24 protein-coding genes and 1 pseudogene are annotated in these 21,428 nt (G+C 72.5%); 14 read left to right on the top strand and 11 right to left on the bottom strand.

The window, feature by feature from the left end:
* The first annotated feature begins 21 nt into the window (after window positions 1-21).
* On the top strand, window positions 22-1,704 hold the full coding sequence (locus ABUL08_RS05685; RefSeq protein ID WP_350935187.1) for a long-chain-fatty-acid--CoA ligase: 1,683 nt from the start codon (window positions 22-24) through the stop codon (window positions 1,702-1,704).
* A gap of 36 nt (window positions 1,705-1,740) precedes the next feature.
* On the opposite strand, the gene ABUL08_RS05680 is transcribed toward ABUL08_RS05685, so the two are convergent.
* The gene (locus tag ABUL08_RS05680; protein WP_350935185.1) at window positions 1,741-2,214 is read right to left on the bottom strand and encodes a MarR family winged helix-turn-helix transcriptional regulator; all 474 of its coding nucleotides are present in this window, start codon (window positions 2,212-2,214) and stop codon (window positions 1,741-1,743) included.
* A gap of 30 nt (window positions 2,215-2,244) precedes the next feature.
* Between ABUL08_RS05680 and ABUL08_RS05675 the strand changes: the two genes are divergently transcribed.
* Genes ABUL08_RS05675 through ABUL08_RS05660 form a run of 4 tightly spaced genes read left to right on the top strand, consistent with a single transcriptional unit; the run spans window position 2,245 to window position 5,350 of the window.
* The gene (locus ABUL08_RS05675; RefSeq protein WP_350935182.1) at window positions 2,245-3,321 is read left to right on the top strand and encodes a bifunctional NAD(P)H-dependent oxidoreductase/GNAT family N-acetyltransferase; all 1,077 of its coding nucleotides are present in this window, start codon (window positions 2,245-2,247) and stop codon (window positions 3,319-3,321) included.
* Window positions 3,322-3,361: 40 nt separating this feature from the next.
* On the top strand, window positions 3,362-3,838 hold the full coding sequence (locus tag ABUL08_RS05670) for an SRPBCC family protein (RefSeq protein WP_350935180.1): 477 nt from the start codon (window positions 3,362-3,364) through the stop codon (window positions 3,836-3,838).
* Between the two features lie 10 nt (window positions 3,839-3,848).
* Entirely contained in the window at window positions 3,849-4,922 is a 1,074-nt protein-coding gene (locus ABUL08_RS05665; RefSeq protein ID WP_350935178.1) for a DNA glycosylase AlkZ-like family protein, read from the top strand.
* A gap of 29 nt (window positions 4,923-4,951) precedes the next feature.
* Complete coding sequence (locus tag ABUL08_RS05660) at window positions 4,952-5,350, top strand: NUDIX hydrolase (protein WP_350935176.1); 399 nt, start codon at window positions 4,952-4,954, stop codon at window positions 5,348-5,350.
* Between the two features lie 29 nt (window positions 5,351-5,379).
* Here the strand turns inward: ABUL08_RS05660 and ABUL08_RS05655 are convergent, their stop codons facing one another.
* Entirely contained in the window at window positions 5,380-5,808 is a 429-nt protein-coding gene (locus tag ABUL08_RS05655) for a nuclear transport factor 2 family protein (RefSeq protein ID WP_350935174.1), read from the bottom strand.
* Between the two features lie 184 nt (window positions 5,809-5,992).
* On the opposite strand from ABUL08_RS05655, the gene ABUL08_RS05650 reads away from it, so the two are divergent.
* From ABUL08_RS05650 to ABUL08_RS05640, 3 genes are all read left to right on the top strand, one after another.
* Window positions 5,993-6,691, top strand: coding sequence for a hypothetical protein (locus tag ABUL08_RS05650; RefSeq protein WP_350935172.1), 699 nt, complete (start codon window positions 5,993-5,995; stop codon window positions 6,689-6,691).
* 31 nt (window positions 6,692-6,722) lie between these two features.
* On the top strand, window positions 6,723-7,328 hold the full coding sequence (locus ABUL08_RS05645; RefSeq protein WP_350935170.1) for a YdeI/OmpD-associated family protein: 606 nt from the start codon (window positions 6,723-6,725) through the stop codon (window positions 7,326-7,328).
* 244 nt (window positions 7,329-7,572) lie between these two features.
* On the top strand, window positions 7,573-8,850 hold the full coding sequence (locus tag ABUL08_RS05640) for an MFS transporter (protein WP_350935168.1): 1,278 nt from the start codon (window positions 7,573-7,575) through the stop codon (window positions 8,848-8,850).
* Between the two features lie 25 nt (window positions 8,851-8,875).
* Here ABUL08_RS05640 and ABUL08_RS05635 read toward each other — a convergent pair whose 3' ends face one another.
* From ABUL08_RS05635 to ABUL08_RS05610, 6 genes are all read right to left on the bottom strand, one after another.
* Entirely contained in the window at window positions 8,876-9,049 is a 174-nt protein-coding gene (locus ABUL08_RS05635; RefSeq protein ID WP_350935167.1) for a hypothetical protein, read from the bottom strand.
* Window positions 9,046-9,264, bottom strand: a complete 219-nt coding sequence (locus tag ABUL08_RS05630; protein WP_350935165.1) for a hypothetical protein — start codon at window positions 9,262-9,264, stop codon at window positions 9,046-9,048. The genes ABUL08_RS05635 and ABUL08_RS05630 overlap by 4 nt, the downstream gene beginning before the upstream one ends.
* Complete coding sequence (locus ABUL08_RS05625) at window positions 9,261-9,614, bottom strand: hypothetical protein (RefSeq protein WP_350938513.1); 354 nt, start codon at window positions 9,612-9,614, stop codon at window positions 9,261-9,263. Before ABUL08_RS05625 ends, ABUL08_RS05630 begins: the two co-directional genes overlap by 4 nt.
* A 315-nt stretch (window positions 9,615-9,929) precedes the next feature.
* Window positions 9,930-11,117, bottom strand: a complete 1,188-nt coding sequence (locus tag ABUL08_RS05620) for a helix-turn-helix domain-containing protein (RefSeq protein ID WP_350938511.1) — start codon at window positions 11,115-11,117, stop codon at window positions 9,930-9,932.
* A gap of 207 nt (window positions 11,118-11,324) precedes the next feature.
* On the bottom strand, window positions 11,325-12,041 hold the full coding sequence (locus ABUL08_RS05615) for an aldehyde dehydrogenase family protein (protein ID WP_350935163.1): 717 nt from the start codon (window positions 12,039-12,041) through the stop codon (window positions 11,325-11,327).
* Window positions 11,998-12,441: a hypothetical protein gene (locus tag ABUL08_RS05610; protein WP_350935161.1), complete on the bottom strand. Its 444-nt coding sequence runs from the start codon at window positions 12,439-12,441 to the stop codon at window positions 11,998-12,000. The genes ABUL08_RS05615 and ABUL08_RS05610 overlap by 44 nt, the downstream gene beginning before the upstream one ends.
* 142 nt (window positions 12,442-12,583) lie before the next feature.
* On the opposite strand from ABUL08_RS05610, the gene ABUL08_RS05605 reads away from it, so the two are divergent.
* Complete coding sequence (locus ABUL08_RS05605; protein ID WP_350935159.1) at window positions 12,584-13,024, top strand: VOC family protein; 441 nt, start codon at window positions 12,584-12,586, stop codon at window positions 13,022-13,024.
* A 9-nt stretch (window positions 13,025-13,033) separates the two neighbouring features.
* Here the strand turns inward: ABUL08_RS05605 and ABUL08_RS05600 are convergent, their stop codons facing one another.
* Together ABUL08_RS05600 and ABUL08_RS05595 are read right to left on the bottom strand one after the other, a co-directional pair.
* Complete coding sequence (locus tag ABUL08_RS05600; protein WP_350935158.1) at window positions 13,034-14,203, bottom strand: MFS transporter; 1,170 nt, start codon at window positions 14,201-14,203, stop codon at window positions 13,034-13,036.
* A 96-nt stretch (window positions 14,204-14,299) separates the two neighbouring features.
* On the bottom strand, window positions 14,300-15,178 hold the full coding sequence (locus tag ABUL08_RS05595; protein WP_350935156.1) for an alpha/beta fold hydrolase: 879 nt from the start codon (window positions 15,176-15,178) through the stop codon (window positions 14,300-14,302).
* Window positions 15,179-15,284: 106 nt separating this feature from the next.
* Between ABUL08_RS05595 and ABUL08_RS05590 the strand changes: the two genes are divergently transcribed.
* Together ABUL08_RS05590 and ABUL08_RS05585 are read left to right on the top strand one after the other, a co-directional pair.
* Window positions 15,285-17,246, top strand: coding sequence for an AfsR/SARP family transcriptional regulator (locus ABUL08_RS05590; protein ID WP_350935154.1), 1,962 nt, complete (start codon window positions 15,285-15,287; stop codon window positions 17,244-17,246).
* 37 nt (window positions 17,247-17,283) lie between these two features.
* Complete coding sequence (locus ABUL08_RS05585) at window positions 17,284-18,240, top strand: sulfotransferase family protein (RefSeq protein WP_350935153.1); 957 nt, start codon at window positions 17,284-17,286, stop codon at window positions 18,238-18,240.
* Window positions 18,241-18,270: 30 nt separating this feature from the next.
* Here the strand turns inward: ABUL08_RS05585 and ABUL08_RS05580 are convergent, their stop codons facing one another.
* Window positions 18,271-18,948 (bottom strand): cytidylate kinase family protein, encoded by a 678-nt coding sequence (locus tag ABUL08_RS05580; protein WP_350935151.1) that lies wholly within the window; start codon window positions 18,946-18,948, stop codon window positions 18,271-18,273.
* A gap of 98 nt (window positions 18,949-19,046) precedes the next feature.
* Here ABUL08_RS05580 and ABUL08_RS05575 point away from each other — a divergent pair.
* The 3 genes and pseudogenes from ABUL08_RS05575 to ABUL08_RS05565 all read left to right on the top strand — a co-directional run bounded on the left by ABUL08_RS05575 (window position 19,047) and on the right by ABUL08_RS05565 (window position 21,425).
* A pseudogene (locus ABUL08_RS05575) lies at window positions 19,047-19,881 on the top strand (ABC transporter ATP-binding protein).
* Window positions 19,878-20,639 carry an ABC transporter permease gene (locus ABUL08_RS05570; RefSeq protein ID WP_350935147.1) on the top strand — a complete coding sequence of 254 codons (762 nt, stop codon included), beginning with the start codon at window positions 19,878-19,880 and terminating at the stop codon, window positions 20,637-20,639. Before ABUL08_RS05575 ends, ABUL08_RS05570 begins: the two are co-directional and overlap by 4 nt.
* A gap of 15 nt (window positions 20,640-20,654) precedes the next feature.
* Window positions 20,655-21,425 carry a MerR family transcriptional regulator gene (locus ABUL08_RS05565; protein ID WP_350935144.1) on the top strand — a complete coding sequence of 257 codons (771 nt, stop codon included), beginning with the start codon at window positions 20,655-20,657 and terminating at the stop codon, window positions 21,423-21,425.
* Window positions 21,426-21,428: the final 3 nt, after the last annotated feature.

Below are 21,428 nucleotides of genomic sequence, written 5' to 3'. Positions count from 1 at the left end.
CCACCCAGCGAGGAGACGGCGATGGACTCGACCGCGCAGCGGCCCTGGATCCGCAGCTACGCCCCCGGCGTACCGGCCGACGTTCCCGAGTCGACCGACTCGCTGGTCGACCTGCTGAGCGCCGCCGCCCGCCGGTTCGGCTCCCGGGTGGCGCTGGACTTCTTCGGCGCCACCACCAGTTACGCCGAACTGGACGCCGAGGTCGCGCGCGCGGCCGGGGCGTTGCACCGGCTCGGCGTGTCCCGCGGCGACCGGGTGGCGCTGGTGCTGCCGAACTGCCCGCAACACGTGGTCGCCTTCTACGCCGTACTGCGGCTCGGCGCGGTGGTGGTCGAGCACAACCCGCTCTACACCGCGCAGGAACTGGCCCAGCAGCTCACCGACCACGGCGCCCGGGTCGCGGTGGTGTGGGACAAGGTCGCCCCGCTGGTCGTCGGGCGCGGCGCGGTGGAGACCGTCGTCGCGGTCGACCTGACCCGGGCGCTGCCTCCCCTCAAGCGCCTCGCCCTGCGGCTCCCGCTGGGCAAGGCCCGCGCCGCCCGCGCCGCGATGACCGCGCCGGCACCCGGCACCCTCGCCTGGTCCCGGCTGCTCGCCGCCGCCACCCCGCTGCCCGCCGACCATCCCGCGCCGGGCGCGGCGGACACCGCGCTGCTGCAGTACACCGGCGGCACCACCGGCACCCCGAAGGGCGCCATCCTGACCCACCACAACCTGCGGGTCAACGCGGCGCAGGGCCGCGCGTGGGTGCCGGGCCTGCGCGACGGCGAGGAGACGGTGTACGCGGTCCTGCCGCTCTTCCACGCGTACGGGCTGACGCTCTGCCTGACCTTCGCGGTGAGCATCGGCGCCACGCTGGTGCTCTTCCCCCGCTTCGACCTGGAGCAGGTGCTCGACGCGGCCCGGCGCCGCCCGCCGACGTTCCTGCCGGCGGTCCCGCCGATCTACGAGCGGTTGGCCGGCGCCGCCCGCGACCGCGGCATCGACCTGACCTCCGTCCGGTACGCCATCTCCGGCGCGATGGCGCTGCCACCGGCCACCGTCCAGCTGTGGGAGTCGGTCACCGGTGGCCTGCTCGTCGAGGGGTACGGCATGACCGAGACCTCGCCGATCACCCTCGGCAACCCGGTCTCCCCCGCGCGTCGCCCCGGCACCGTCGGAGTGCCGTTCCCCTCCACCGACATCCGGATCGTCGACCCGGAGGACCCGTCCCGGGACCGGGCCCCCGGCGAGGCCGGCGAGCTGCTGGTCCGTGGCCCGCAGGTGTTCGCCGGCTACTGGCACCGGCCCGAGGAGACGGCGAAGGTGCTGCTGCCGGAGGGCTGGCTGCGCACCGGTGACATCGTGACGATGGACCCGGACGGCTTCGTCACCGTGGTGGACCGGATCAAGGAACTGATCATCACCGGCGGCTTCAACGTCTATCCGTCCGAGGTGGAGGAGGCGCTGCGCCGGCTCCCCGGCGTACGCGACGCCGCCGCCGTCGGGATGCCGGTCGCGCAGGGCGGCGAGGAGGTCGTCGCCGCCGTGGTCCTGGAGCCGGACGCGAGCGCCGACCCGGAGGCGCTCCGCTCCGCGTGCCGGGAGCACCTCGCCGGTTACAAGGTGCCCCGCCGGGTCGTGGTGGTGGAGGACCTGCCCCGTTCCCAGATCGGCAAGGTGCTGCGCCGCGAGGTGCGCGACACGCTGCTCGCCGACCGCTGACCCGCAACGCGAAGGGCGTACTCCCCGCGGAGACGCTCAACGGTCACGGTCGGCCGGGGGTGCGTCGAGCCGCCGGGCGATGCGTTCGACGGCGGCGAGGTCTTCCGGGGTCAGCCGGTCGATGAAGTGCCGTCGTACCGACTCGAGGTGGGCCGGGGCGGCGTTCTCCAGTGCGGCCAGACCCTGCGCGGTGAGCACGAGGAGGCAGCCCCTGCCGTCGGTCGGGTCGGGGGCGCGGCTCAGCAGGCCGCGTACCTCCATGCGGGTGGCGTGCCGGGACAGCCGGCTGCGGGACCAGCCCATCTTGTCGGCCTGCTCCCCCAGGCTGCTGGTGTGGTCGGGCCGCTCCGACAGGGTGCTCAGCACCTCGTAGTCGGGTTCGGAGAGACCGACGGCGGCCAGGTCGCGCGCCGTGCCGCTCTGCACGGCGACCACGACCCGCAGGAACGCCCGCCACGCCCGCTCCTCGTCGGGGCTCAACCAGCGCACGGCCGACTCTTTCGTTGACATGTAATCAAACTAGCACCTACGCTCGTTTCCATGTCAACGAAACCGCTCCGTGTCCTGGTGCTGCGGTGCGGCACCCGTCCCGGCGCCCTCGGCCCCCTGATCGGACAGTGGCTGGTCGAGGCCGTCACCCCGCGCGCCGCGGAACTCGGCGTCGAACTCGTCCCGGTGGCCCTCGGCGAGCTGGACCTGCCCTTTTTCGACGAGGAGGAACATCCGGCGTCGGGCGTGCACCGGCACGAGCACACCCGCCGGTGGAGCGCGATCGTCGACGCGGCGGACGGCTTCATCGCGGTCACGCCGGAGCACCACAGCGGAATGCCGGCGACGCTGAAGAACGCGCTGGACCACCTCGGCCGCGAATGGGCGTGGAAGCCGATCGGCTTCGTCAGCTACGGCCACACGTCGGCCGGCACCCGGGCGGTGCAGCACGCCACGCAGGTGGTGACCACGCTGCGCCTGGTGCCGTTGGGCGCCACGGTCGCCATCCGCAGCGGCGCGGCGGTGGAGAGTGGACGGCTGCGCCCCGACGCGACCCGCGACGCGGCGGGCATCGGGCTGCTGGACGAGCTGGTCCGGGTCGCCCACGCGCTGCGGCCCCTGCGCGAGAGCGCCCGCCCCGGGACGCTCCCCGGACCGCTGCCCGGGTCCTACGTACGCCGGCTGACCTCGGACGACGCGCCCGAGGTGACGGTGCTGCAGCGGTGCTGCTGGGTGGACGAGGCGCTCGCCAACGACACCCTGGCCGTTCCGGCGCTGCGCGAGTCGGTGGCGGAGGTGGGTGACTGGCTGGCGACCTGGCACACCACGGGCCTCTGGCGGGACGGCCGGCTGCTGGGCATGGTGCGGACCCGGCGCGTCGACAGCGACTGGCACGTGGGTCGGCTCGCCGTCGTGCCCGACCTGCGCGGTCACGGGCTGGGCCGGTGGCTGCTGCGCACCGCCGAGGCGGACGCGGCACCCGACTGCCGCCGCGTCGTGCTCTTCACCGGCGCGAAGAGCGGGCGGAACATCGACCTCTATCAGAGCGAGGGCTACCGGACGGCAGCACCCGCCACCCCGGACGGTGCCGTCCGCCTCACCAAGGACACTGTGGGCCGGCAGCACTGACGCTGCCGGTCCTCCGCGACGCCGGCCCTAGGATCGGTCCATGGCCAGGACCGACCGTGCCAGCCGGGTGATCGCGGCACCGCCGACGACCGTGTACGCCGCCCTCCTCGACCGGGCGGCGGTCGAGGCGTGGTTGCCACCGCAGGGCATGCGGGGCCGGATCGCGCAGTGGGATCCGCGCCCCGGCGGTGGTTTCCGGATGGTCCTCACTCACCTCGACGCAACGGGCAGCCCCGGTAAGACGTCGGACGCGACCGACGTGGTGGAGGTCGGCTTCGCCGCCCTGGAGCCTCCCGGTGGGGTGGTGCAGCGGGCGGTGTTCGAGGCCGACGACCCCGCGTACGCCGGCACCATGACCATGACCTGGCAGCTCGCCGCCGTCGGCGCGGGCACCGAGGTGACCGTCACCGCGACGGACGTGCCACCCGGCATCGACCCGGCGGTCCACGAGGCCGGGATCGCCTCCTCGCTGGCCAACCTGGCCGCCTACCTGGAGGCGGCGGACCGACGTGGCTGACCGTCGCCAGGTGCTGAACTTCCGCGTGCGGGCCCAGCAGCTCGACCGGACCGGGGGCAGCCTCGCGGACACCGCCGTGCTCGACCTGGGGGTGCAGGACACCGGTCCGGACGGTGCCCGGTGGGCGCTGGCCCTGCGCGGGATCGACGTGGCCGCGCTCTCCGACGAGGAGCCGGTGCTGCTCTGGACGGTACGCGGCGCACCGCACCGCTACCGTCGTGCCGACCTGGCCGAGGTGGCGGCGGCGGTGGAGCCGTTCTCCGACGCGGACGCCGGCAAGCGCATCTATGACGCCGCGAAGCCGTTGAAGGCGGCCGGCATCGGCATCCTGGCCGCTCTCGACGAGGTGGCCGCCCGGATGCGCGCCATCGTCGCCGAGCCGACCGTCAAGGGTGCGGTCTCCGCCCGCCTGGCCGCGCTGCTGCCCGAGCCCTACCTGCGGTTCTGCCGACCGTGCCAGGCCACCCACCTGTACGAGATGCCGTTCCGGCTGGCCGCCGTACGGGCCGGTCTGGAGCTGCGACCCGACACCTCGCCCCCGGTCCTGCGCCGCATCCCCGGATTCACGAAGGCGGCCGCCCCGGGCGACCGGTTCGACCTGGTCCGCGCCTACCTGCGGCTGCTCGGCCCGGCCACCCCTCGACACGTGGCCGGCTATCTCGACGCCCCGGTCCGGGACGTCAAGGCACACTGGCCGGAGGAGGTGGTCGAAGTGGTCGTCGACGGCGAGACGCGCTGGCTCCTGGCCGCCGACGAACCGGCGTGGAGGTCGACGGACGCCCCGGCGACCCGGCTGCTCGGCCCGTTCGACCTCTTCCTCCAGGCGAAGGACCGGGAGACGCTGGTGCCGGACCCGGGCCGGGCGAAGGAGCTGTGGCCGGTGCTGGGTCGCCCCGGTGCCGTGCTGGTCGACGGTGACCTGGTCGGCACCTGGCGGCCCCGCAAGTCCGGCCGGACGATGAAGCTGGCCGTCCAACCGTGGCGGGAGCTGCCCGACAGCCGGCGGAAGGCGATCGTCGAGCAGGCGGAACGGCTCGCCGCGTACCGTGGCGTCTCCCTCGCCGGCGTCGACTTCGCCGCCTAGCGGCGGAGCACCCCGTGGGAAGGCCGAGCATGACCATCATCGACAAGGTCGCCTGGATCCGGCTGGAGGACGGCGCGATCCTCAGCTCCCGCTCACGCGGCAAGGACGTCTACTACCTCCCCGGCGGCAAGCGGGAGCCGGGCGAGAGCGACCTCGACACCCTCGTCCGCGAGATCGAGGAGGAACTCAGCGTGACCATCGCTCCCGGCACCGCCGAGCACGCCGGGACGTTCCACGCCCAGGCCCATGGTCATCCCGACGGGACGATCGTCCGGATGACCTGCTACACCGCCGACTACCGGGGAGTCCTGCGACCCAGCAGCGAGATCGAGGAGATCGCCTGGCTCACCTATGCCGACCGCCACCGGGTCTCCCCGGTCGACCAGATCATCTTCGATCACCTGCACGAGACCGAGTGCCTGCGCTGAGGGCATGTTCCGGTGACGGTCCCGCGTCGCTAGGCGTCGGCCGGCGTTGCGGTGATGTCGGCGAGCAGCTCGACCAACGGCAGTGGATTGACATAGTCGCGGTAGGACACGATCCGACCGTCCTGGACGCGGATCACCGCGATCACCGTCTGCTGGAAGGGTGCACCGGTCGTGACAACGGTCCCGTGCGCGTCGTACTCCACGATGACCACCTCCGGATCGGCGGTCTCGTGCAGCACGACGGCGCGGTACTCGTGGAACCTGATGAAGCCCTTGGCCACCTCGGTCAGATGCCTCCGGATCTCCGCGCGCCCCTGCACCCGCGCGGGTACGCCCGGCGGCCGGTACGGCCACTCGATGTACCCGTCGGGCGCCATCAACGCCACGAAGGTGTCGACATCCAGTTCGCGGCCTGCCCGGAGCACCCGCTCCACGATCTCGCGTGACGTGGCGGTCATCGACTCCCCCGTTCGTTCAACGCCCGCTGATTGAACGACCGTACCGCGCGACAGCCGAACCCCAGCCCAGCCAGATCACCGCTGCGGCGGAGACGACACCCGCGACCGATCCGGCCGACTGAGCGGCTCGCAGAGGAGGGACGCCGTGTTGACCATGGCCGCCCCGAGCCCCGACCATGTCCCGATGACCGGGAGCTCGTGGCTGAGGCAGGATCATGAGCTGAGGCCGGGGACGGCGGTCTTCCGGAGCGACCGCCGGTTCGCCTTGGAGGCCTACTCCGCGACTCACGGCCAGTTGCTGCTGCGCAGCAACCCGGGCAGGGAGCACGAGACGACGATCGACCTGCTGTTCAAGCCGGCGGAGGCAGTCAAGATCCGGGAGGGCTACCGGGGGCTGGTCGTCCGGTGCGCGACCGTGGCGGAAGCCAGCCGGATCATGGCGGCGCTGCCGGGCATTCGCGCCGACCTTGGTTACCGGGTCTTCCTGCTGGAGAGCGAGGGCCGGTCGGACTACGTCGTCAGCATGGCCTTCGGCTGGCACGAGGACGTCCTCTCCCGCGTCCAGGGCAGCTTCTTCCACACCGCCGACGCCTACCTGCCACGGTGGCCGACGGCCCCGTTGTCCGGGGTGAACCCCGGCTTCAACGCCGCCTCCGTCGAGGACCTCATCGCCTCACTGCACCCGGACCACCATCAGCAGCAGGCGCGCCGGGACCGGTTCCGCGACGTCTTCGTCCTCATGACGGACGTGGGCCTGGCGCACCGGCCGGAGATCTCCGGCATCGGAGTCTTCCTCACCCGGGCCGACGCCGAGGAGGCCAAGGCCCTGCTGGCGCCGAAGGTCGCCTCGTGCTGGATCGAGACACTCCCGATCGCCATCTAGGAAGGTCGGGGGCCAGCGATAGCCTGCTGTCATGGCAGGGGCCGAACTGGATGAGTTGATCGTCGCCGACGCCGACGCGCTGCGGGCGTGGTTGTCGGCCCACCACGCCTCCTCCCCCGGGGTGTGGCTCGCCCTGGGCAAGAAGGGCGGCACCGTCACCACGCTGACCTGGCAGCAGGCGGTCGACGAGGCACTCTGTGTCGGCTGGATCGACGGGCAGGCCCGGAAGGGGACCGAGGAGATCTCCTGGATCCGGTTCACCCCGCGCCGGCCCAGCAGTGCCTGGTCGCAGCGCAACATTACGCACGTCGCCCGGCTGGAGGCGGAGGGGCGGATGCAGCCCGCCGGCCGGGCCGCCGTGGAGGCCGCGAAGGCCGACGGCCGGTGGGCCGCCGCCTACGCCCCGCCGTCCGAGGCCGAGGTGCCGGCCGACCTGCTCGCCGCCATCGCCGCGAACCCGGCCGCGCAGGCCATGTTCGACGTGCTCACCAAGACCAACAGGTTCGCGCTCATCTACCGCGTCAACGCCGTCAAGCGGGCGGAGACCCGCGAGCGGAAGATCCGCGAGTTCGTCGCCATGCTGGCCCGGCACGAGACGCTCCACCCCCAGAAGGCCCGGCCGTCGACCTCGCTCTGACCGGCATCGTGGGCCGGGGTCCCGAGACCATGCCTGCTCGCAGCAGGAACGCCGGCGACGAGCACGCGGTCGACCGGCCGGGTGGAAGTCCCGAGTGGTCGGACGTGTCGCGGCGTCGTTCTGCCCGGAAGAGAACGGGTCGCGCGCGCCCGCGCCGGGACGCGACCATGGCCCGGGTGCCGAGCGGCTCCGGGGCCTGGATCCCGGCCCCCGTCGACCGGTGTTCCCTGCGGGAGGAGGACTGATGCTGGCGCCGCTACGGTATGGCGCGTTCCGGTTCCTGGCGGCCGGCCGGATGGTCAACATGCTGGGCAACGGCGTCGCTCCGATCGCGCTCGCCTTCGCTGTACTCGATCTGACCGGCTCGGTGCGCGACCTCGGTCTGGTGGTCGGTGCGAGATCGCTGTTGACCGTGCTGTTCGTGCTCTTCGGCGGGGTGGTGGCCGACCGGGTCCCGCGGCGGCTGGTGCTGGTCGGCTCCAACGCCCTGGGCGCGCTGACCCAGGCGGTGGTGGCCACTGTCGTGCTCACCGACACGGCGACGCTCCCGCTGTTGCTGGCGCTCGGTGCGGCCAACGGCGTCGTGAGCGCCCTGTCCCAGCCGGCCTCCGCCGCCGCGACGCCGCAGACCGTGCCGGCGGAGCTGATCCAGCCGGCCAACGCGCTCCTCCGGCTCGGCATCAACACGAGCATGATCGGCGGCGCGGCCCTCGGTGGGGTGCTGGTGGCCGCCGTCGGGCCGGGCTGGGGGCTCGCCGTCGACGCGCTCACCTTCGCTGTCGCGGCGGTGGCGTTCACCGGCGTCCGGATCGCCGCCCCTGGGACGGCGGGTGCCCGCTCGGGCGTCCTCGCCGACCTCCGCACCGGCTGGAGCGAATTCACCGCGCGCACCTGGGTCCCGGTGGTGGTGCTCGGCTTCATGATGCTCAACGCGGCCCTCGCCGGTGGGATGAACGTGCTCGGCCCGGCCGTCGCCGACGAGACGATCGGCCGCAGCGGCTGGGGTCTGGTGCTGGCGGCGGAGACCGCCGGGATGGTGGTGGGCGGGTTGATCGCCCTGCGGCTCCGGGTGCGCCGGCTGCTCCTGCTCGGGGTGGTCTGCATGTTCGCCGAGTCGTCCGTGCTGCTGGGGCTGGCCCTGGCACCCACCGTCGTCGTGCTGGTGACGGCCGCGGTCGCGGTGGGCATCGCCGTCGAACAGTTCTCCGTCGCCTGGGAGACGTCGATCGCGCAACACATCCCGGCCGACCGGCTGGCCCGCGTCTACTCCTACGACATGTTGGGATCCTGGATCGCCATCCCCCTCGGCCAGGTGGCGGCCGGACCACTCGCGGCGGTCATCGGCACCCGCCGGACGCTGTTGATCCTCGCCGCTCTGATGGTGCTCTCCGTCCTCGGCATGCTGACCAGCCGAGATGTCCGTCGGCTGCAAACGGCCGTCCCCGCCCGCACCGCCGACACAGGGTCGGATGACAGCCATCCTGCGGAGTCCACCGCGTCGGCCGTGCCTGACGCCCGCTGATCCGCCGGTCGTCGGGGGGGTCGCCTCAGACGAGGCGCCGGAGGCGTACCTTCGGCCGCTCGTTGCGCAGGTGGCCGTGCTTGTGCTGGCGGACCTGCTCCTCCCACACCGCCTGGTCCTCGTCCGGGTCGGGCGGCACCCAGCGGTGCGAGCCGTCGCGGTAGTGGTACTTCTCGTCCCCCGCCCGCAGGATGCTCACCGCAGCCAGCCCAGGAAGCGCCGGTGCAGCGTCCCGGCGGGTGCCCAGCTCAGATCGGCGGTGGCGCGGACGAGCTGCGCCCCCAGATGGAGCGCCAGCGAGACCGGTGCGTCCGCGTACTCCGCCCGCAGCTCCCGCCGACGGGTCGCGCACGGCCACGGCGCGCCGCAACCACCGCAGGTCCAGATGGGCAGCACCGGCCCGTGGGTGGTCACGCGCGCACCCCCAGGAACCGCGCGGTGACCGCCCGCGCCTGCCGGCTGGTCACCCACTCCACCTGCCAGCACGGGTACGGCACCAGCCGCGCCCACCACACCCGACACCCCACGCACATCCCGTCGAGACCCCGCAGGTGTACGGCGAGAATCGCCTCCTCCTCGCTCACTGCTCCCCCTGCTCCGGCCAGTGCTGACGGCCGATCGGAATGCGGTGGCGGGTGACGCAGGGCAGGTCGGCGCCGCACCGGCAGACCCGCCGCCATCTGCGCCAGCACCACACCGGACGGTGCCGCCGGGCGAACGTCAGGGCGACCGCGAGCAGATACTCGTCGTACGCGACGCGTGATGCCGGCGGGTCGTCACCTGTGCCGCTGCTGGCGGGGCGTCGCCACCGCCGGTCCGGCACCGCCCGGACGGTCTCGTCGACTGGTATCCGACCCGATTCGGCGAGGGCGAGGAGGCGTCGTTTGGCGGCCTCCCGCTCCACCGCCTGAACCAGCTGGCCGATGCCCGGCACGTCGTCGCCCGGACCGCCCATCCCCACCTCCGGTGCCGAGGGGCACGGCGGCTATCCCGAAGCCACCGATGCCCGACCGAGGGAGGCCATTGCCTCTCCCGAATCGGACACTAGGGGTGACCGGTGATGTGGTGATTACCGCTGGTTATGACGCCAGGCTGATGCCGAGGCGCCCAGCGAGCTGCCGCAGTTCGGTCGGAACGGCACGCCGCTTCGCCCGCTGCGCCATCGTCACCACAGCGTCCTGTGCAAGGGGGCTCAGCGCGAACGGCACGGGTGCGGCCTGTTCCGCTCGCACGAACGCCACCAGCGCCTCGGCGTCGCGACTGGATTCGGTCAACGCTCGGCCGAGGTCAAGCCAGTAGGACATCTGCCGGATCGACGCCGTCAGGACCTGGGGCTGGACCGTGCGGGACAGCTCGATCACCCGGCCGGGCTCACCCGACTCGGCCGCGATGGACATCTCCCACAGGCCCACGTTGGTCGGGCCGAACCCGCAACCGTTGAAGCCCGCGCCGTCCGCCGGATCGCCGAGGGTCGCCGCCTCACGAGCCGCCTCGGCGAGGTGGTCCCGGGCAACATCCGGTCGCCCGCTCACGGTCGAGGCCAGGGCGGCCACGAGGTGCAGCTGGCCGAGCATCTGACGGACCCGCTCATCGGCGGCGGCTGCCTGAAGCTCGGCCATCGAGCGGTCGGCACCCCTGGCCGCCAGGGGCGCGGCCTCTATCGGCAGGCTCTGCGCATACGCGAATCGGGACGCCCCCAGCCAGGCCGGCTCCTCGACGTCCTCGGCCGCGGCCACCGCGATCCGGGCGGCGTTGAGCGCCAGGTGCCGGTACCCGAGATTCCGTAGGCAGGTGGAGGCCTGGTACGCCACCTGGGCCAACACCGTCCCACCGACTGCGGCGGCTTCCAAGAGCAGACCGGGGAGCATCCGGGCCATCGCCGGATAGTGGGAACGGTTGCGGAGCTGGTCGCTCTGCGCGATGTCGGCGGTCAACTCATCCCTGCTGCGGGTCGACGGCCTGCGCTCGCCGTCCTCGATCTCGATGAGGGCGGACCAGATCGCCGGCACGCTCTCGGCGGCACGTTCCCGAGCCGGGTCGCCGGGCTCGGTGCCCTGTCCGAGCAGATCAGCCACCGTGACCTGCAACGCGGCGGCGATGGCGACCAGGGTGGAACGTCGGTCGATCGTCTTGCGGCCGGATTCGACCTGCGAGATGTACGGCTGGCTGACCCCGGCCAACCCGGCGAGGACGGCCTGACTCATCCCGCCACGGCGCATCCGCCAGTAGCGGATCCTGGTGCCGATCGTGTCCGTCTTGGTAGCCATACCTTCGCCTGCTTCCCAGGTCGAGGACTGCGACTGCGGACCAGCACGCCTCATGGCGATCCGCCTTTCGGACGGTACCGCGCAACCCTCAGCCGCGTCTCCGTCCGGGTCGGACGCCGAGTCTCCGAACCGCGCCGTGGGGCGGCACAAGGCTCCGGACCGACTCCTCGGCTTCGACGCAGCCGAGGAAGTGACAGCCGGAAACGCTCAGCGGAACCGATCGAGGGTGATCGGGATCAGACCCTGCTGCCGCATCTGGGTCGTCAGGCCGCGCAACAGCATGCCGACCGCCTCGTCCCGCTTCCCCCCTAGATCACACGTCACGTCCAACCCCCAGGCGGCGCCTGCCGCCACCCGGCGCAGATTCCAGCGGAAGGCGTCGCCAGCAACACGGCGGTGGACCGCACCCACGATTTGCATCTCGGGATCGGTGAGGTCCCCGGTGACCGGCATCTGCCACGTATCGCTGAGCGCCGCGAGGCCGACCTGGGTCAACTCGTCGGTGAAGAGGATCCGGTACACGCGCGTCTCGCGGAACCCGGACGTGGCCTGGGAGCCGTCGAGGCGCAGGAGAGGCGGTGTCTGCGCGGGAAGGTCACCGAAGCACCTCCGCAGCGCGGTCTCGTCCGGCAGATCGACGCCGCCGAGATCCCGGTAGAGCGCCGCCGCCGTCCGGCCGACGGGCGTCACCCGGGCCCGCAGCGCGGCATCGACGCGGAGGCGCCGACTGGTGGCTGACGCGTCGCGCCACCTCCCCACCGCTCGGCTCCAGCCGCCGCTCATCAGCCCGACGGAGGAGTAGTCGGCCGCGAGCAGAAACTCCTCGGCCAGCAGTCCCTCCGGCTCGCCGAAGCGGTCGTGAACCAGGTAGTAGTGCAGGTCAGCGGAGGGGTTGGCCGTCTGCGCCAGAGAATTCTTCGTCACCGGTGGATTCTCTGGCGGGTCGGCGTACGGCCGCGCCCGGCTCGCCGTCCGTCTCGTCGCCCATCAGCCCGACGGGGACCATCAGCAGCGACCCGAGCGCCATGCAGAGCAGGAAGGGCACCATCGGCAGGTCGGCTCCGACCGAGGGCCGCCAGATCAGCATGACGCCCATGACCGCGCACAGCCCCAGGACCAGCTCTCCCACTCCGGCCAGCAGCGGAGCCCGTACGCCCCGGGCCACCGGTCCGCGACCCCACCGGCCACCAACGGCGGCACCGACGATCAGCAAGACGCAGAACGTGATGCCGAACCACGTCCCGGCCCCTGTCCCGGCGCTCATCAGGATCATGAGACCGACGCCCACCGCCGTGGCAGAGAGGAGGAGCAGCAGCCGACGCACGTTCCGTCCTCCCCCGCGATGGACCACGTCGATCAATCCGAACAAGGTTCGCCGTGCGACGCAACTCGAAGCCCCCGGCACGGCGCCGGGGAACGTCTACCGTGACGGATACCTGGCCGGGACGACCGCGGGAGCACACACCATGTCATTCGTACGGCGCTTCGACCACGTCGGCATCACCGTCGAGGATCTCGACGGGGTGACCGCCTTCTTCGTGGCGCTCGGTCTGGAGGTCGAGGGTCGGACGTACGTCGAGGGAGAGTTCCTGGAGACGGTCTGCGGCATCCCCGACTCCCGCACCGAGATCGTCATGCTGGCCGCGCCCGACGGCGGTGCGCGCCTGGAACTGGCGCGTTTCGTGCGCCCCGCCTCGGTGCCCGGCTCGCCGGCCGCCATGGCGAACGAGCTGGGTCTGCGCAACGTCTCCTTCGAGGTCGACGACCTGCGGGCCGCCGTCGACTGGGCGGCGAGCGAGGGCTACGGCCTGGTCGGCGGCATCGGCGAGTACGAGGGTGCGTGGCGGATGGCGTACGTCCGGGGGCCGGAGGGGATCGTCGTCTCGCTGGCCGAGCGGGTGGGCTGACGTCTCCCGTCACGCGGAGCCGGCCGGCTGCCGTTCGGGCCCGACCGGCGCGGGCGCGCGGCGGTCGGGCCGGCGGCGGGAACCGAGGGTGAAGGCGACTGCGCCCAGGGCGGCGGCCACCCCGCAGAGGCAGAACGTCGCGCGGTAGCCGACGTGTTCGACGGCCACGCCGGAGAGGATCCCGGAGACCAGCAGACCGGCCGTGGACGCGTTGGCGAACAGCGTGGTGGCGCGGCCGGTCGCCGGGGCCAGGAGGTCCTGGAAGTAGCGGATGCCCGCCGCGCCGACGATCGCGATCCCCACGCCGCGGAAGACCTGCCCGACGACGAGCATCAGCATGGTCGAGGAGACGGCCGTCAGGGCGTAGAGGCAGACGAAGGAGCCGAAGCCGCCGAGGATCAGGGCCCGCTGGCTGACCCGGTCGGGGACGACGATCAGCCCCAGCGTGGCCACCACCTCGACTGCCGCGCAGACGCTGAACAGCACGCCGACCGACGCGGGCGGCTGGTGCAGGGCGCGCGTGACGAACAACGGCAGCGCCACCCCGCCCGCGAACATCGCGGTGAAGAAGAGGGTGACGCTCACGGTGAGCAGGACCGGGGTCCGGCCCGGCGCGGAACTCGTACCCGCGACGGGCCCGGGGCGGGGCACGGCGGAGAGGATCAGCGCGGCGGCGACGTACACCCCGGCGGCCGTCCACATCAGCCAGGGATAGCCGCCCCGGGACAGCACGAGCGCGCCCAGCAACGGCCCGACGGCCCACGCCAGGGACCAGCCCGACCGCAGCAGCGGCGCGGACCGCTGCCCGGCGGCGCCCTCGCCCAGCACGGCCCGGGCCAGGGCGAAGAGCTGCGGGAAGACCGCCCCCATCGCGCCGAGCACCGTCGCGGCCAGGAGGAGCAGCAGCAGGAAGCTGGAGACCCACGGCAGCAGCAGATAACCCGCCGAGCCCGCCAGGATCACGACCATCGCGTACGTCCGGGCGGGCCGACGGTCGAACAGCCGTCCCAGCCACCAGCCGATCGTGATCCCGCCGACGGCGAGCACCGAGGCCCACACGCCGATCTGCAGCGGCGTCAGCCCCACCACGTCCGCGCCGAAGAGCACGAGGTAGGAGTGGATCATCGAGTCCGCGATGCCGAAGAGGAGGACGGCGGCGAAGAGCGCGACAAAGGGCACCCGATCTTCGTACCGGTCGGGTCTCCGCGACGACACCGGTTATCCTCCGGCACCCGGTCGCGCGGTCGCCGCGCGTGGTCGCCGGGCGGACGATCGTTACCGCGCGAGCAGGGTACGCAGGACGCCGATGATCTCGGCGGGTGTCTCCTCGGCCATGAAGTGCCCGACCGACGTGGTGTGGTGCTCCAGCTCGGCGGCCCAGGTGTGCCACAGCGCGGCGGCGTCGTAGCCGAGTGCGGCCCCCCAGTCCTGCTGGACGACGGTGACCGGCATGCGCAGCCGATTCCCGGCGGACCGGTCGGCCCGGTCGTGGTCGATGTCGATGCCGGCCGAGGCGCGGTAGTCGGCGACGATGGAGTCGACCGCGTCCCGGGATGCTCTCAGGTATTCCGCCCGCACGTCGGCGGGGATGGCCCCCGGGTCCCTGGCCCACAGGTCGAGGAAGTAGCCGAAGAACGCGTCCGCGCTGGCGGTGATCATCTGCTCGGGCAGGCCGGGAGGCTGGGCCATCAGATACAGGTGGAAGGCGACTGCGGCGGAGGACCCGTGCAGGATGTCCCACATGTCCAGTGTCGGCAGGACGTCGAGGATGGCGAGGTGGCTGATCGTGCCGGGATGGTCGAGGCCGGCACGGATGGCGACGAGGGCACCGCGGTCGTGTCCGGCCAGGGCGAAGCGCTCGTGGCCGAGCGTGCCGGCGAGGGTGACGATGTCGGCGGCCATGGTCCGCTTGGAGTACGTGTCGACGTCGCGCGCGGCGGGCTTGTCGCTGGCGCCGTAGCCGCGCAGGTCGGGACAGATCACGGTGTGGTCGGTGGCGAGGTCGCCGGCGACGTGCCGCCACATGAGGTGGGTCTGGGGGAAGCCGTGCAGCAGCACGACGGGGCTGCCCGTGCCGCCGACGGCCACGTTCAGGGTCACGTCGTCGGTGACCGGGACGCGCTGGTAGTCGAAACCGGGAATGGCAAATGTCATGATCGTCCTCTTCTGGTTGGTCGGACGGTCCCAGCCTGCCGGTCGCGGATGAGCAGACGATGAGCGCGATACGTTGGGCGCAGGCGCGGAAGGGCGGGTTCGATCAGTGCAGGTCAGCATCGGTGTGCTCGGTCCGGTCGTCGCCTGGGACGACGGCGGCGCGCCGCTGGACCTGAAAGGGCCGAAACACCGCGCGGTGCTGGCCCGACTCGTTGTGGCGCGTGGTCGGGTCGTACCGGTCGACCGCCTCGTGGCTGATCTTTGGGCGGAGCCGGCACCGGGCGCGGTGGGCAGCGTCCGCACCTTCGTGGCGGCGTTGCGGCGCGCGCTGGAGCCGGAGCGTCCACCGCGCGAGCCGGCCCGGTTGCTGGTCACGGAGGGCCCGGGCTACGCGCTCAGGTTGGCGCCGGACGCGGTCGACGCCTGGCGGTTCGAGGACGAGGTCGCCGCCGCGGCCACGGCGTTCCCGCACGCGGCACTCGAGCGGCTCGACCGTGCCCTGGGTCGGTGGCGGGGTCCCGCGTTCGCCGGTGTCGACGACGAGCCGTGGTCGCGCGTCGAGCGCTCCCGTCTCGAACAGCTCCGGTTGAACGCGATCGAGCAGCGGGCCGAGGCGCTGCTGGAGGTCGGGCGCGCCGCGGAGGTCGTACCCGATCTCGATGCGCATGTGGCCGCGCATCCGTGGCGGGAGGAGGCGTGGCTGCTGCTGGCGCTCGCCCTGTACCGCGCGGGACGCCAGGGTGACGCGCTCGCGGTCCTGCGCCGGGCCCGCGGCCTGCTGGCGGACCAGCTCGGCGTTGATCCGGGTCCGCGACTGCGTGGCCTGGAGACCGACATCCTCCGGCAGGCCGATCGGGTCGGCGGCGGACCGGGATCGCCGGGACCGTACCGGGTCTGGGCGGAGACCGCTGCGGCGTACGACCGTACGGTGGCGTCCGGCTCCGCCGCCCGGCTGGAGTCGACGGTCGGCCTGCTGCGCAGTCTCGCCGTGACCGGGGCGAGCGGGCTCGAGGCGGCGCGGGAGCAGCGGAGCGCGGCCATCGCCGCGGCCGAGCAGCTGGGCGATCCTGATCTCACCGCCCGGGTGATCGGCGGCTACGACGTACCGGCGATCTGGACGCGGTCGGATGATCCGGCGCAGGCGGCGCAGATCGTCGCGGCCGCCGAGCGGGCCCTGAGCGCATTACGTCCCGGGTCCTCCGAGGCCACCCGGGCCCGGCTGCTGGCCACGATCGCGGTGGAGTCACGCGGCACCCGCGCGGCGCGCGGACCCGAGGCCGCCGAGGAGGCGGAGCGGATCGCGCGCCGCCTGGGCGACCCGTCCCTGCTGGCCTTCGCGCTGAACGGCGTGTTCATGCAGACCTTCCACCGCGCGGGCCTGGCTCCCCGGCGGGACCGGATCGGCGCCGAACTCGTCGCGCTCTCCGCCCGGCACGGCCTGGGGGCGTTCGAGATCCTCGGTCATCTCGTCCGCATGCAGGCCCGCAGCGCGCTCGCGGACTTCCGCACCGGCGACCGGCACGCCGCCGCGGCGGACCGGCTCGCCGAGCGGTACGACCGCCCCCTCGTCGGCGTGTTCACCCGGTGGTACCGCGCGCTGCGACTGGCCGCGACCGAGCCGTCGCCGCAGGCCGCGGAGGCGGCCTACCGTGCGGGGGCGGCAGAGCTCGCCACCGCCGGCATGCCCGGCGTCGAGCGGGGCCTCCTGCCGCTGGCCCTGCTGTGCCTGCGGGTGGCGCACGGGGAACCGGTCACCTTCGACGACGGGACGGATTGGGGGCCGTACACCCCCTGGGCACGCCCGCTCGTCCTGCTGGGACGGGATCGCCCGGTCGAGGCCGCCGCGGCGCTGCGCCAGGTCCCGGAGCCGCCGCGCGACCTGCTGTGGGAAGCCCTGTGGTGCCTCACCGCCCGAGCGGCGATCGCCCTGGACGACCGGACGGTGCTGACCCGCGCCCGGACCGCACTCGCACCGGCCGCCGGGGAGCTGGCCGGAGCCGGCAGCGGGATGCTCACCGCCGGCCCCGTCTCCCGTCACCTCGACGACCTCGACGCGGCCCTCAAATGACTTGCCCCGCAGCGGGCGGAGGGATTGACTGCTCGCCATGTCTTCCCCCTCACCGGTCTTCGTCGCGGGCACGGGTCGTTCCGGAACGTCACGGCTCGCCGACATCATCGGCGAGCATCCGCTGATCCACCGGATCCCCATGGAGACCCGGTTCCTCGTCGACCCGGGTGGCCTGCGGGACCTGGCCGACGCGCTCACCGACCGGTACGACCCGATCGTCGGCGAGGACGCCCTCCACCGGCTCACCGAGTTCCTCACCGTACGGGTGCCCGGCCGGCGTGACGATCGCGGCAAGACCGTTCCCGAGCTGGTCGGCCAGGAGCGCTACCGGGACGCGGTGCACCGGCTCTGGCCGCAGTTGATCGCCTGCACGTACGACGAACCCGCGCCCGCGGAGGGCTTCGGGAACGCCGACCGGCCCGCCGGCCCGTTCGCGCCGCTGAGCCGACGGCGGGTGCTGCCCCGGTACTTCCGCGACCGGGGTGAACTGATCACCATCCTGCGGGGCCTGATCGACGCCCTGTTCGGCGGCGCCGCCGCCGACGCGGGCAAGCCGACGTGGTGCGAGAAGACGCCGTTCAACCTGCTGTGCATGGAGTTCCTCTGGGAGCTGGTCCCCGAGGCGACCATCGTCCACATCACGCGTCACCCGGTCTCGGTGCTCGCCTCCCACCTGGCCCAGCCGTGGGCGCCGCCCACCGTCGACGGCGCGCTCGCCTACCTCACGGCGGTCTACCACCGGTGGCTCACCTGGAAGGACACGGTCGACCTGACGGGCCGGCGGTACGTCGAGGTGAAGGCGGAGGACCTCGCCGCCGACTGGCCCGGGCAGCGCCGCGCCCTCTTCGCACGCCTCGGCGTCGAGGACTTCGCCACCCGGTCGACGTTCCAGGCACAGAAGCTGGCGCACCGCGACGACCAGTTCGACGCCGGCACCCGCAGGCGCATCGAAGAGGCATTCGGCGCGATCATCCCGGCGATGGGATACGAGTGACGGAGCCGGCACTCCACTTCGAGAGCGGGGTCAGGGTACTCGCGTCTCCCAGCGCGGCTGCCGGGGATCGTCGTTGTGCACGACGACGTCGGCATGATCGGTCGGGCGGACCGTGGCGAAGTAGAGCTGTTGGGCGGGGAGGTAACGCTCGCGCCAGCGCCGTTCGACGTCGGTCCGGGATGACACCTGTCCGTCTCGGCTGATGGCACGGTCCACGGTCGTCTCGAACGCGGTCGATACGAAGATCCGCAGGTCCCACCGGTCGATCAGTTCCGGGCGCAGGAGGAAGACGCCGTCGAAGAGCAGCACGGCGTCGGCGGGGGCGGTGGTGGCCGGCGGGCACAGCGCGGCATCCGTCGTGTGGTCGTAGACCGCGGATCGGAACCGTCGATCTCCGTCCGGGCCGAGCGGATCGAGCAGCACCCGGTTCAGCGCGTCGTGGTCGTGGGTGTCGAAGTAGCAGCCCTCGGCCGAGTACTCGCCGCGCGAATAGCGCTGGGCTCGGGGAAAGAGGAAATCGTCGATCGTCGCGCGGATGACGTCGCGGCCCTCTGCGCGCAGGACGGCGGCCAGTTCGTCGGCGAGGGTGGTCTTGCCGGCGGCGGGCGGTCCGTCGACGGCGACCCGGACCGGATGTGCGACGGTGACGGCCCCGACCGCCTCCGCCAGGTGGCCGATCACCTCGTCGCGTAGGGAAGGGCGGTTCATGCGGGGGTTGTCGATCAGATCTCCGTCGTCGGCCACCACCACATCATCCCTCTCGTCGGCTTGACCTTGACGCAGCGTCAACCCTGCATGCTGACGCCATGAATCTTCGGAGGACGTCCGAGCAGGTCCCCGGGCCTGCCATCCAGGTCCGTGGCCTGGAGAAGTCGTACCAGCAACTGCACGTGCTGCGCGGGGTGGACCTCGACGTGGCGCGGGGCAGCATCTTCGCCCTGCTCGGTTCCAACGGGGCGGGCAAGACGACGCTGGTGCGGATCCTGTCGACGCTGCTCAGACCCGACGCGGGCACGGCCGGCGTCAACGGCTTCGACGTGACCGCTCAGGCCCCACAGGTACGCGAGTCGATCAGCCTGACCGGACAGTTCGCCGCCGTCGACGAGATCCTCAGCGGGCGGGAGAACCTGGTGCTGGTGGCCAGGCTGCGACACCTGCGGAACCCGGGCCGGATCGCGGACGACCTGCTGGCCCGCTTCTCGCTGGTCGACGCGGGGAGCCGGCGGGTGTCGACGTACTCCGGTGGCATGCGCCGCCGCCTCGACATCGCGATGAGCCTGATCGGCGAGCCGCCGGTGATCTTCCTCGACGAGCCGACGACGGGGCTCGACCCCCAGGCGCGGCTGGAGGTCTGGCAGGCCGTCCGGGAACTGGCCACGCAGGGCACGACGGTGCTGCTCACCACCCAGTACCTCGACGAGGCCGAACAGCTCGCCGACCGGATCGCGATCCTGCACCGGGGACGCATCATCGCCGACGGCACCCTTGCCGACCTCAAGCGGCTGCTCCCGCCCGCCACGGTCGAGTACGTCGAGAAGCAGCCGACGCTCGAGGACGTCTTCCTCGCCATCGTCGGCGACGACGCCACCGACGCCGGCACCGCCGACCTCTCCCCCACGAACAGCTGAGGAGCCCCGATGAACAAGCACTTCTTCGGCGACACCGCCGTCCTGCTGGGGCGGTCGCTGCGGCACATCGGCCGCAGCCCCGACACCATCATCACCACCGCGATCATGCCGATCGCCATGCTGCTGCTCTTCGTCTACGTCTTCGGCGGCGCGATCCGCACCGGGTCGGGCAGCTACGTGAACTATCTGCTGCCGGGCATCCTGCTCATCACGATCGCCTCGGGCATCTCCTACACCGCGTACCGGCTCTTCCTCGACCTGAAGGGCGGCATCTTCGAACGGTTCCAGTCCATGCCGATCGCCCGCTCGTCGGTGCTGTGGGCGCACGTGCTGACCTCGGTGGTCGCCAATCTGCTCTCCCTCGTGCTGGTGGTGCTGGTCGCCCTGGCCATGGGCTTCCGCTCGGGCGCCGGCGTGCTGGACTGGCTCGCCGTCACCGGGATCGTGCTGCTGTTCACGCTGGCCCTGACCTGGCTCGCCGTGATCCCCGGGCTGACCGCGAAGTCCGTCGACGGCGCGAGCGCGCTCGCCTACCCGCTCATCTTCCTGCCGTTCATCAGCTCGGCCTTCGTCCCCACCGGGAGCATGCCCGGCCCGGTACGCGCCTTCGCCGAGAACCAGCCGGTGACGTCCATCGTCGACACCATCCGTAACCTGTTCGCTCAGCAGCAGGTCGGTGCCGACGCCTGGATCGCCATCGCCTGGTGTGCCGGCCTGCTCGTCGTGGCGTACGTCGCCGCCATGGCCGTGTACCGCCGCAAGATCAGCTGACGGGAGGCGGATGCCATGCTGACGATCGGACGGCTCGCGTCCTACGCCGGGGTGACCATCCGCGCCGTGCGGCACTACCACCAGATCGGGCTGCTCCAAGAACCGGAGCGCGACGCCTCCGGCTACCGGACGTACGACGCGGCGGCGGTCGTGCGGCTCGTGCGGATCCGGACCCTGGCCGAGGCGGGTGTCCCGCTGGCCCGGGTCCGGGAGCTGCTCGACGCCGAGCCCGAGACGTTCGCCGCCGCGACCGCCGAGATCGACCGGCAGTTGCGTACGCAGATCCGCACCCTGCAGGAGCACCGGCGGCGGATCGCGCTCCTGGGCTCCGGCGACTCCCTCGCCGTCCCGCCGGAGGTGGCCGACTATCTGGCGCGGTTGCGGGCGATCGGCGCGTCGGCGGCCACCGTCGAGGCGGAGCGGGACGCCTGGATCCTCATGGCGGCGCGCTGGCCGGAGTCGATCCCGCAGATGATGGAGCAGAAGGTGGCGCAGCTGGCCGACCCGAAGGTGGTGCGGCTCTATCAGCTCATCGGCCGGATCGCCGAGAACTGGGCGGACGAGGAGCTGCTGGGCGAGACGGCCGACCTGATGAGCGAGCTCTTCGCCCAGGCGGAGGCCGCCGGGGAGCTGAGCGGGATGGGCGACACCTCGCCCGACGAGGCGTTCGTCCGCCTGATGGACTCGTTCGCCTACGCCGCCCACCCGGCCGTCGCCCGACTGCGGACGCTCGTGGCGGAGCGCGGGTGGGTCGGCTGGACCCGGGTCGAGAAGCGCCAACCCTGAGGC

It is taken from the genome of Micromonospora sp. CCTCC AA 2012012 (assembly GCF_040499845.1).
Lineage (GTDB): Bacteria > Actinomycetota > Actinomycetes > Mycobacteriales > Micromonosporaceae > Micromonospora > Micromonospora mangrovi.
This window is presented reverse-complemented; position numbering and strand designations above follow the sequence as displayed.

Bases quoted from the DNA above. Each gene is read 5' to 3' on its own strand.
- ABUL08_RS05685 (WP_350935187.1), top strand. From the start codon at position 22: ATGGACTCGACCGCGCAGCGGCCCTGGATCCGCAGCTACGCCCCCGGC.
- ABUL08_RS05680 (WP_350935185.1), bottom strand. From the start codon at position 2,214: ATGTCAACGAAAGAGTCGGCCGTGCGCTGGTTGAGCCCCGACGAGGAG.
- ABUL08_RS05675 (WP_350935182.1), top strand. From the start codon at position 2,245: ATGTCAACGAAACCGCTCCGTGTCCTGGTGCTGCGGTGCGGCACCCGT.
- ABUL08_RS05670 (WP_350935180.1), top strand. From the start codon at position 3,362: ATGGCCAGGACCGACCGTGCCAGCCGGGTGATCGCGGCACCGCCGACG.
- ABUL08_RS05660 (WP_350935176.1), top strand. From the start codon at position 4,952: ATGACCATCATCGACAAGGTCGCCTGGATCCGGCTGGAGGACGGCGCG.
- ABUL08_RS05655 (WP_350935174.1), bottom strand. From the start codon at position 5,808: ATGACCGCCACGTCACGCGAGATCGTGGAGCGGGTGCTCCGGGCAGGC.
- ABUL08_RS05650 (WP_350935172.1), top strand. From the start codon at position 5,993: ATGACCGGGAGCTCGTGGCTGAGGCAGGATCATGAGCTGAGGCCGGGG.
- ABUL08_RS05645 (WP_350935170.1), top strand. From the start codon at position 6,723: ATGGCAGGGGCCGAACTGGATGAGTTGATCGTCGCCGACGCCGACGCG.
- ABUL08_RS05640 (WP_350935168.1), top strand. From the start codon at position 7,573: ATGCTGGCGCCGCTACGGTATGGCGCGTTCCGGTTCCTGGCGGCCGGC.
- ABUL08_RS05620 (WP_350938511.1), bottom strand. From the start codon at position 11,117: ATGGCTACCAAGACGGACACGATCGGCACCAGGATCCGCTACTGGCGG.
- ABUL08_RS05605 (WP_350935159.1), top strand. From the start codon at position 12,584: ATGTCATTCGTACGGCGCTTCGACCACGTCGGCATCACCGTCGAGGAT.
- ABUL08_RS05595 (WP_350935156.1), bottom strand. From the start codon at position 15,178: ATGACATTTGCCATTCCCGGTTTCGACTACCAGCGCGTCCCGGTCACC.
- ABUL08_RS05585 (WP_350935153.1), top strand. From the start codon at position 17,284: ATGTCTTCCCCCTCACCGGTCTTCGTCGCGGGCACGGGTCGTTCCGGA.
- ABUL08_RS05580 (WP_350935151.1), bottom strand. From the start codon at position 18,948: ATGAACCGCCCTTCCCTACGCGACGAGGTGATCGGCCACCTGGCGGAG.
- ABUL08_RS05570 (WP_350935147.1), top strand. From the start codon at position 19,878: ATGAACAAGCACTTCTTCGGCGACACCGCCGTCCTGCTGGGGCGGTCG.
- ABUL08_RS05565 (WP_350935144.1), top strand. From the start codon at position 20,655: ATGCTGACGATCGGACGGCTCGCGTCCTACGCCGGGGTGACCATCCGC.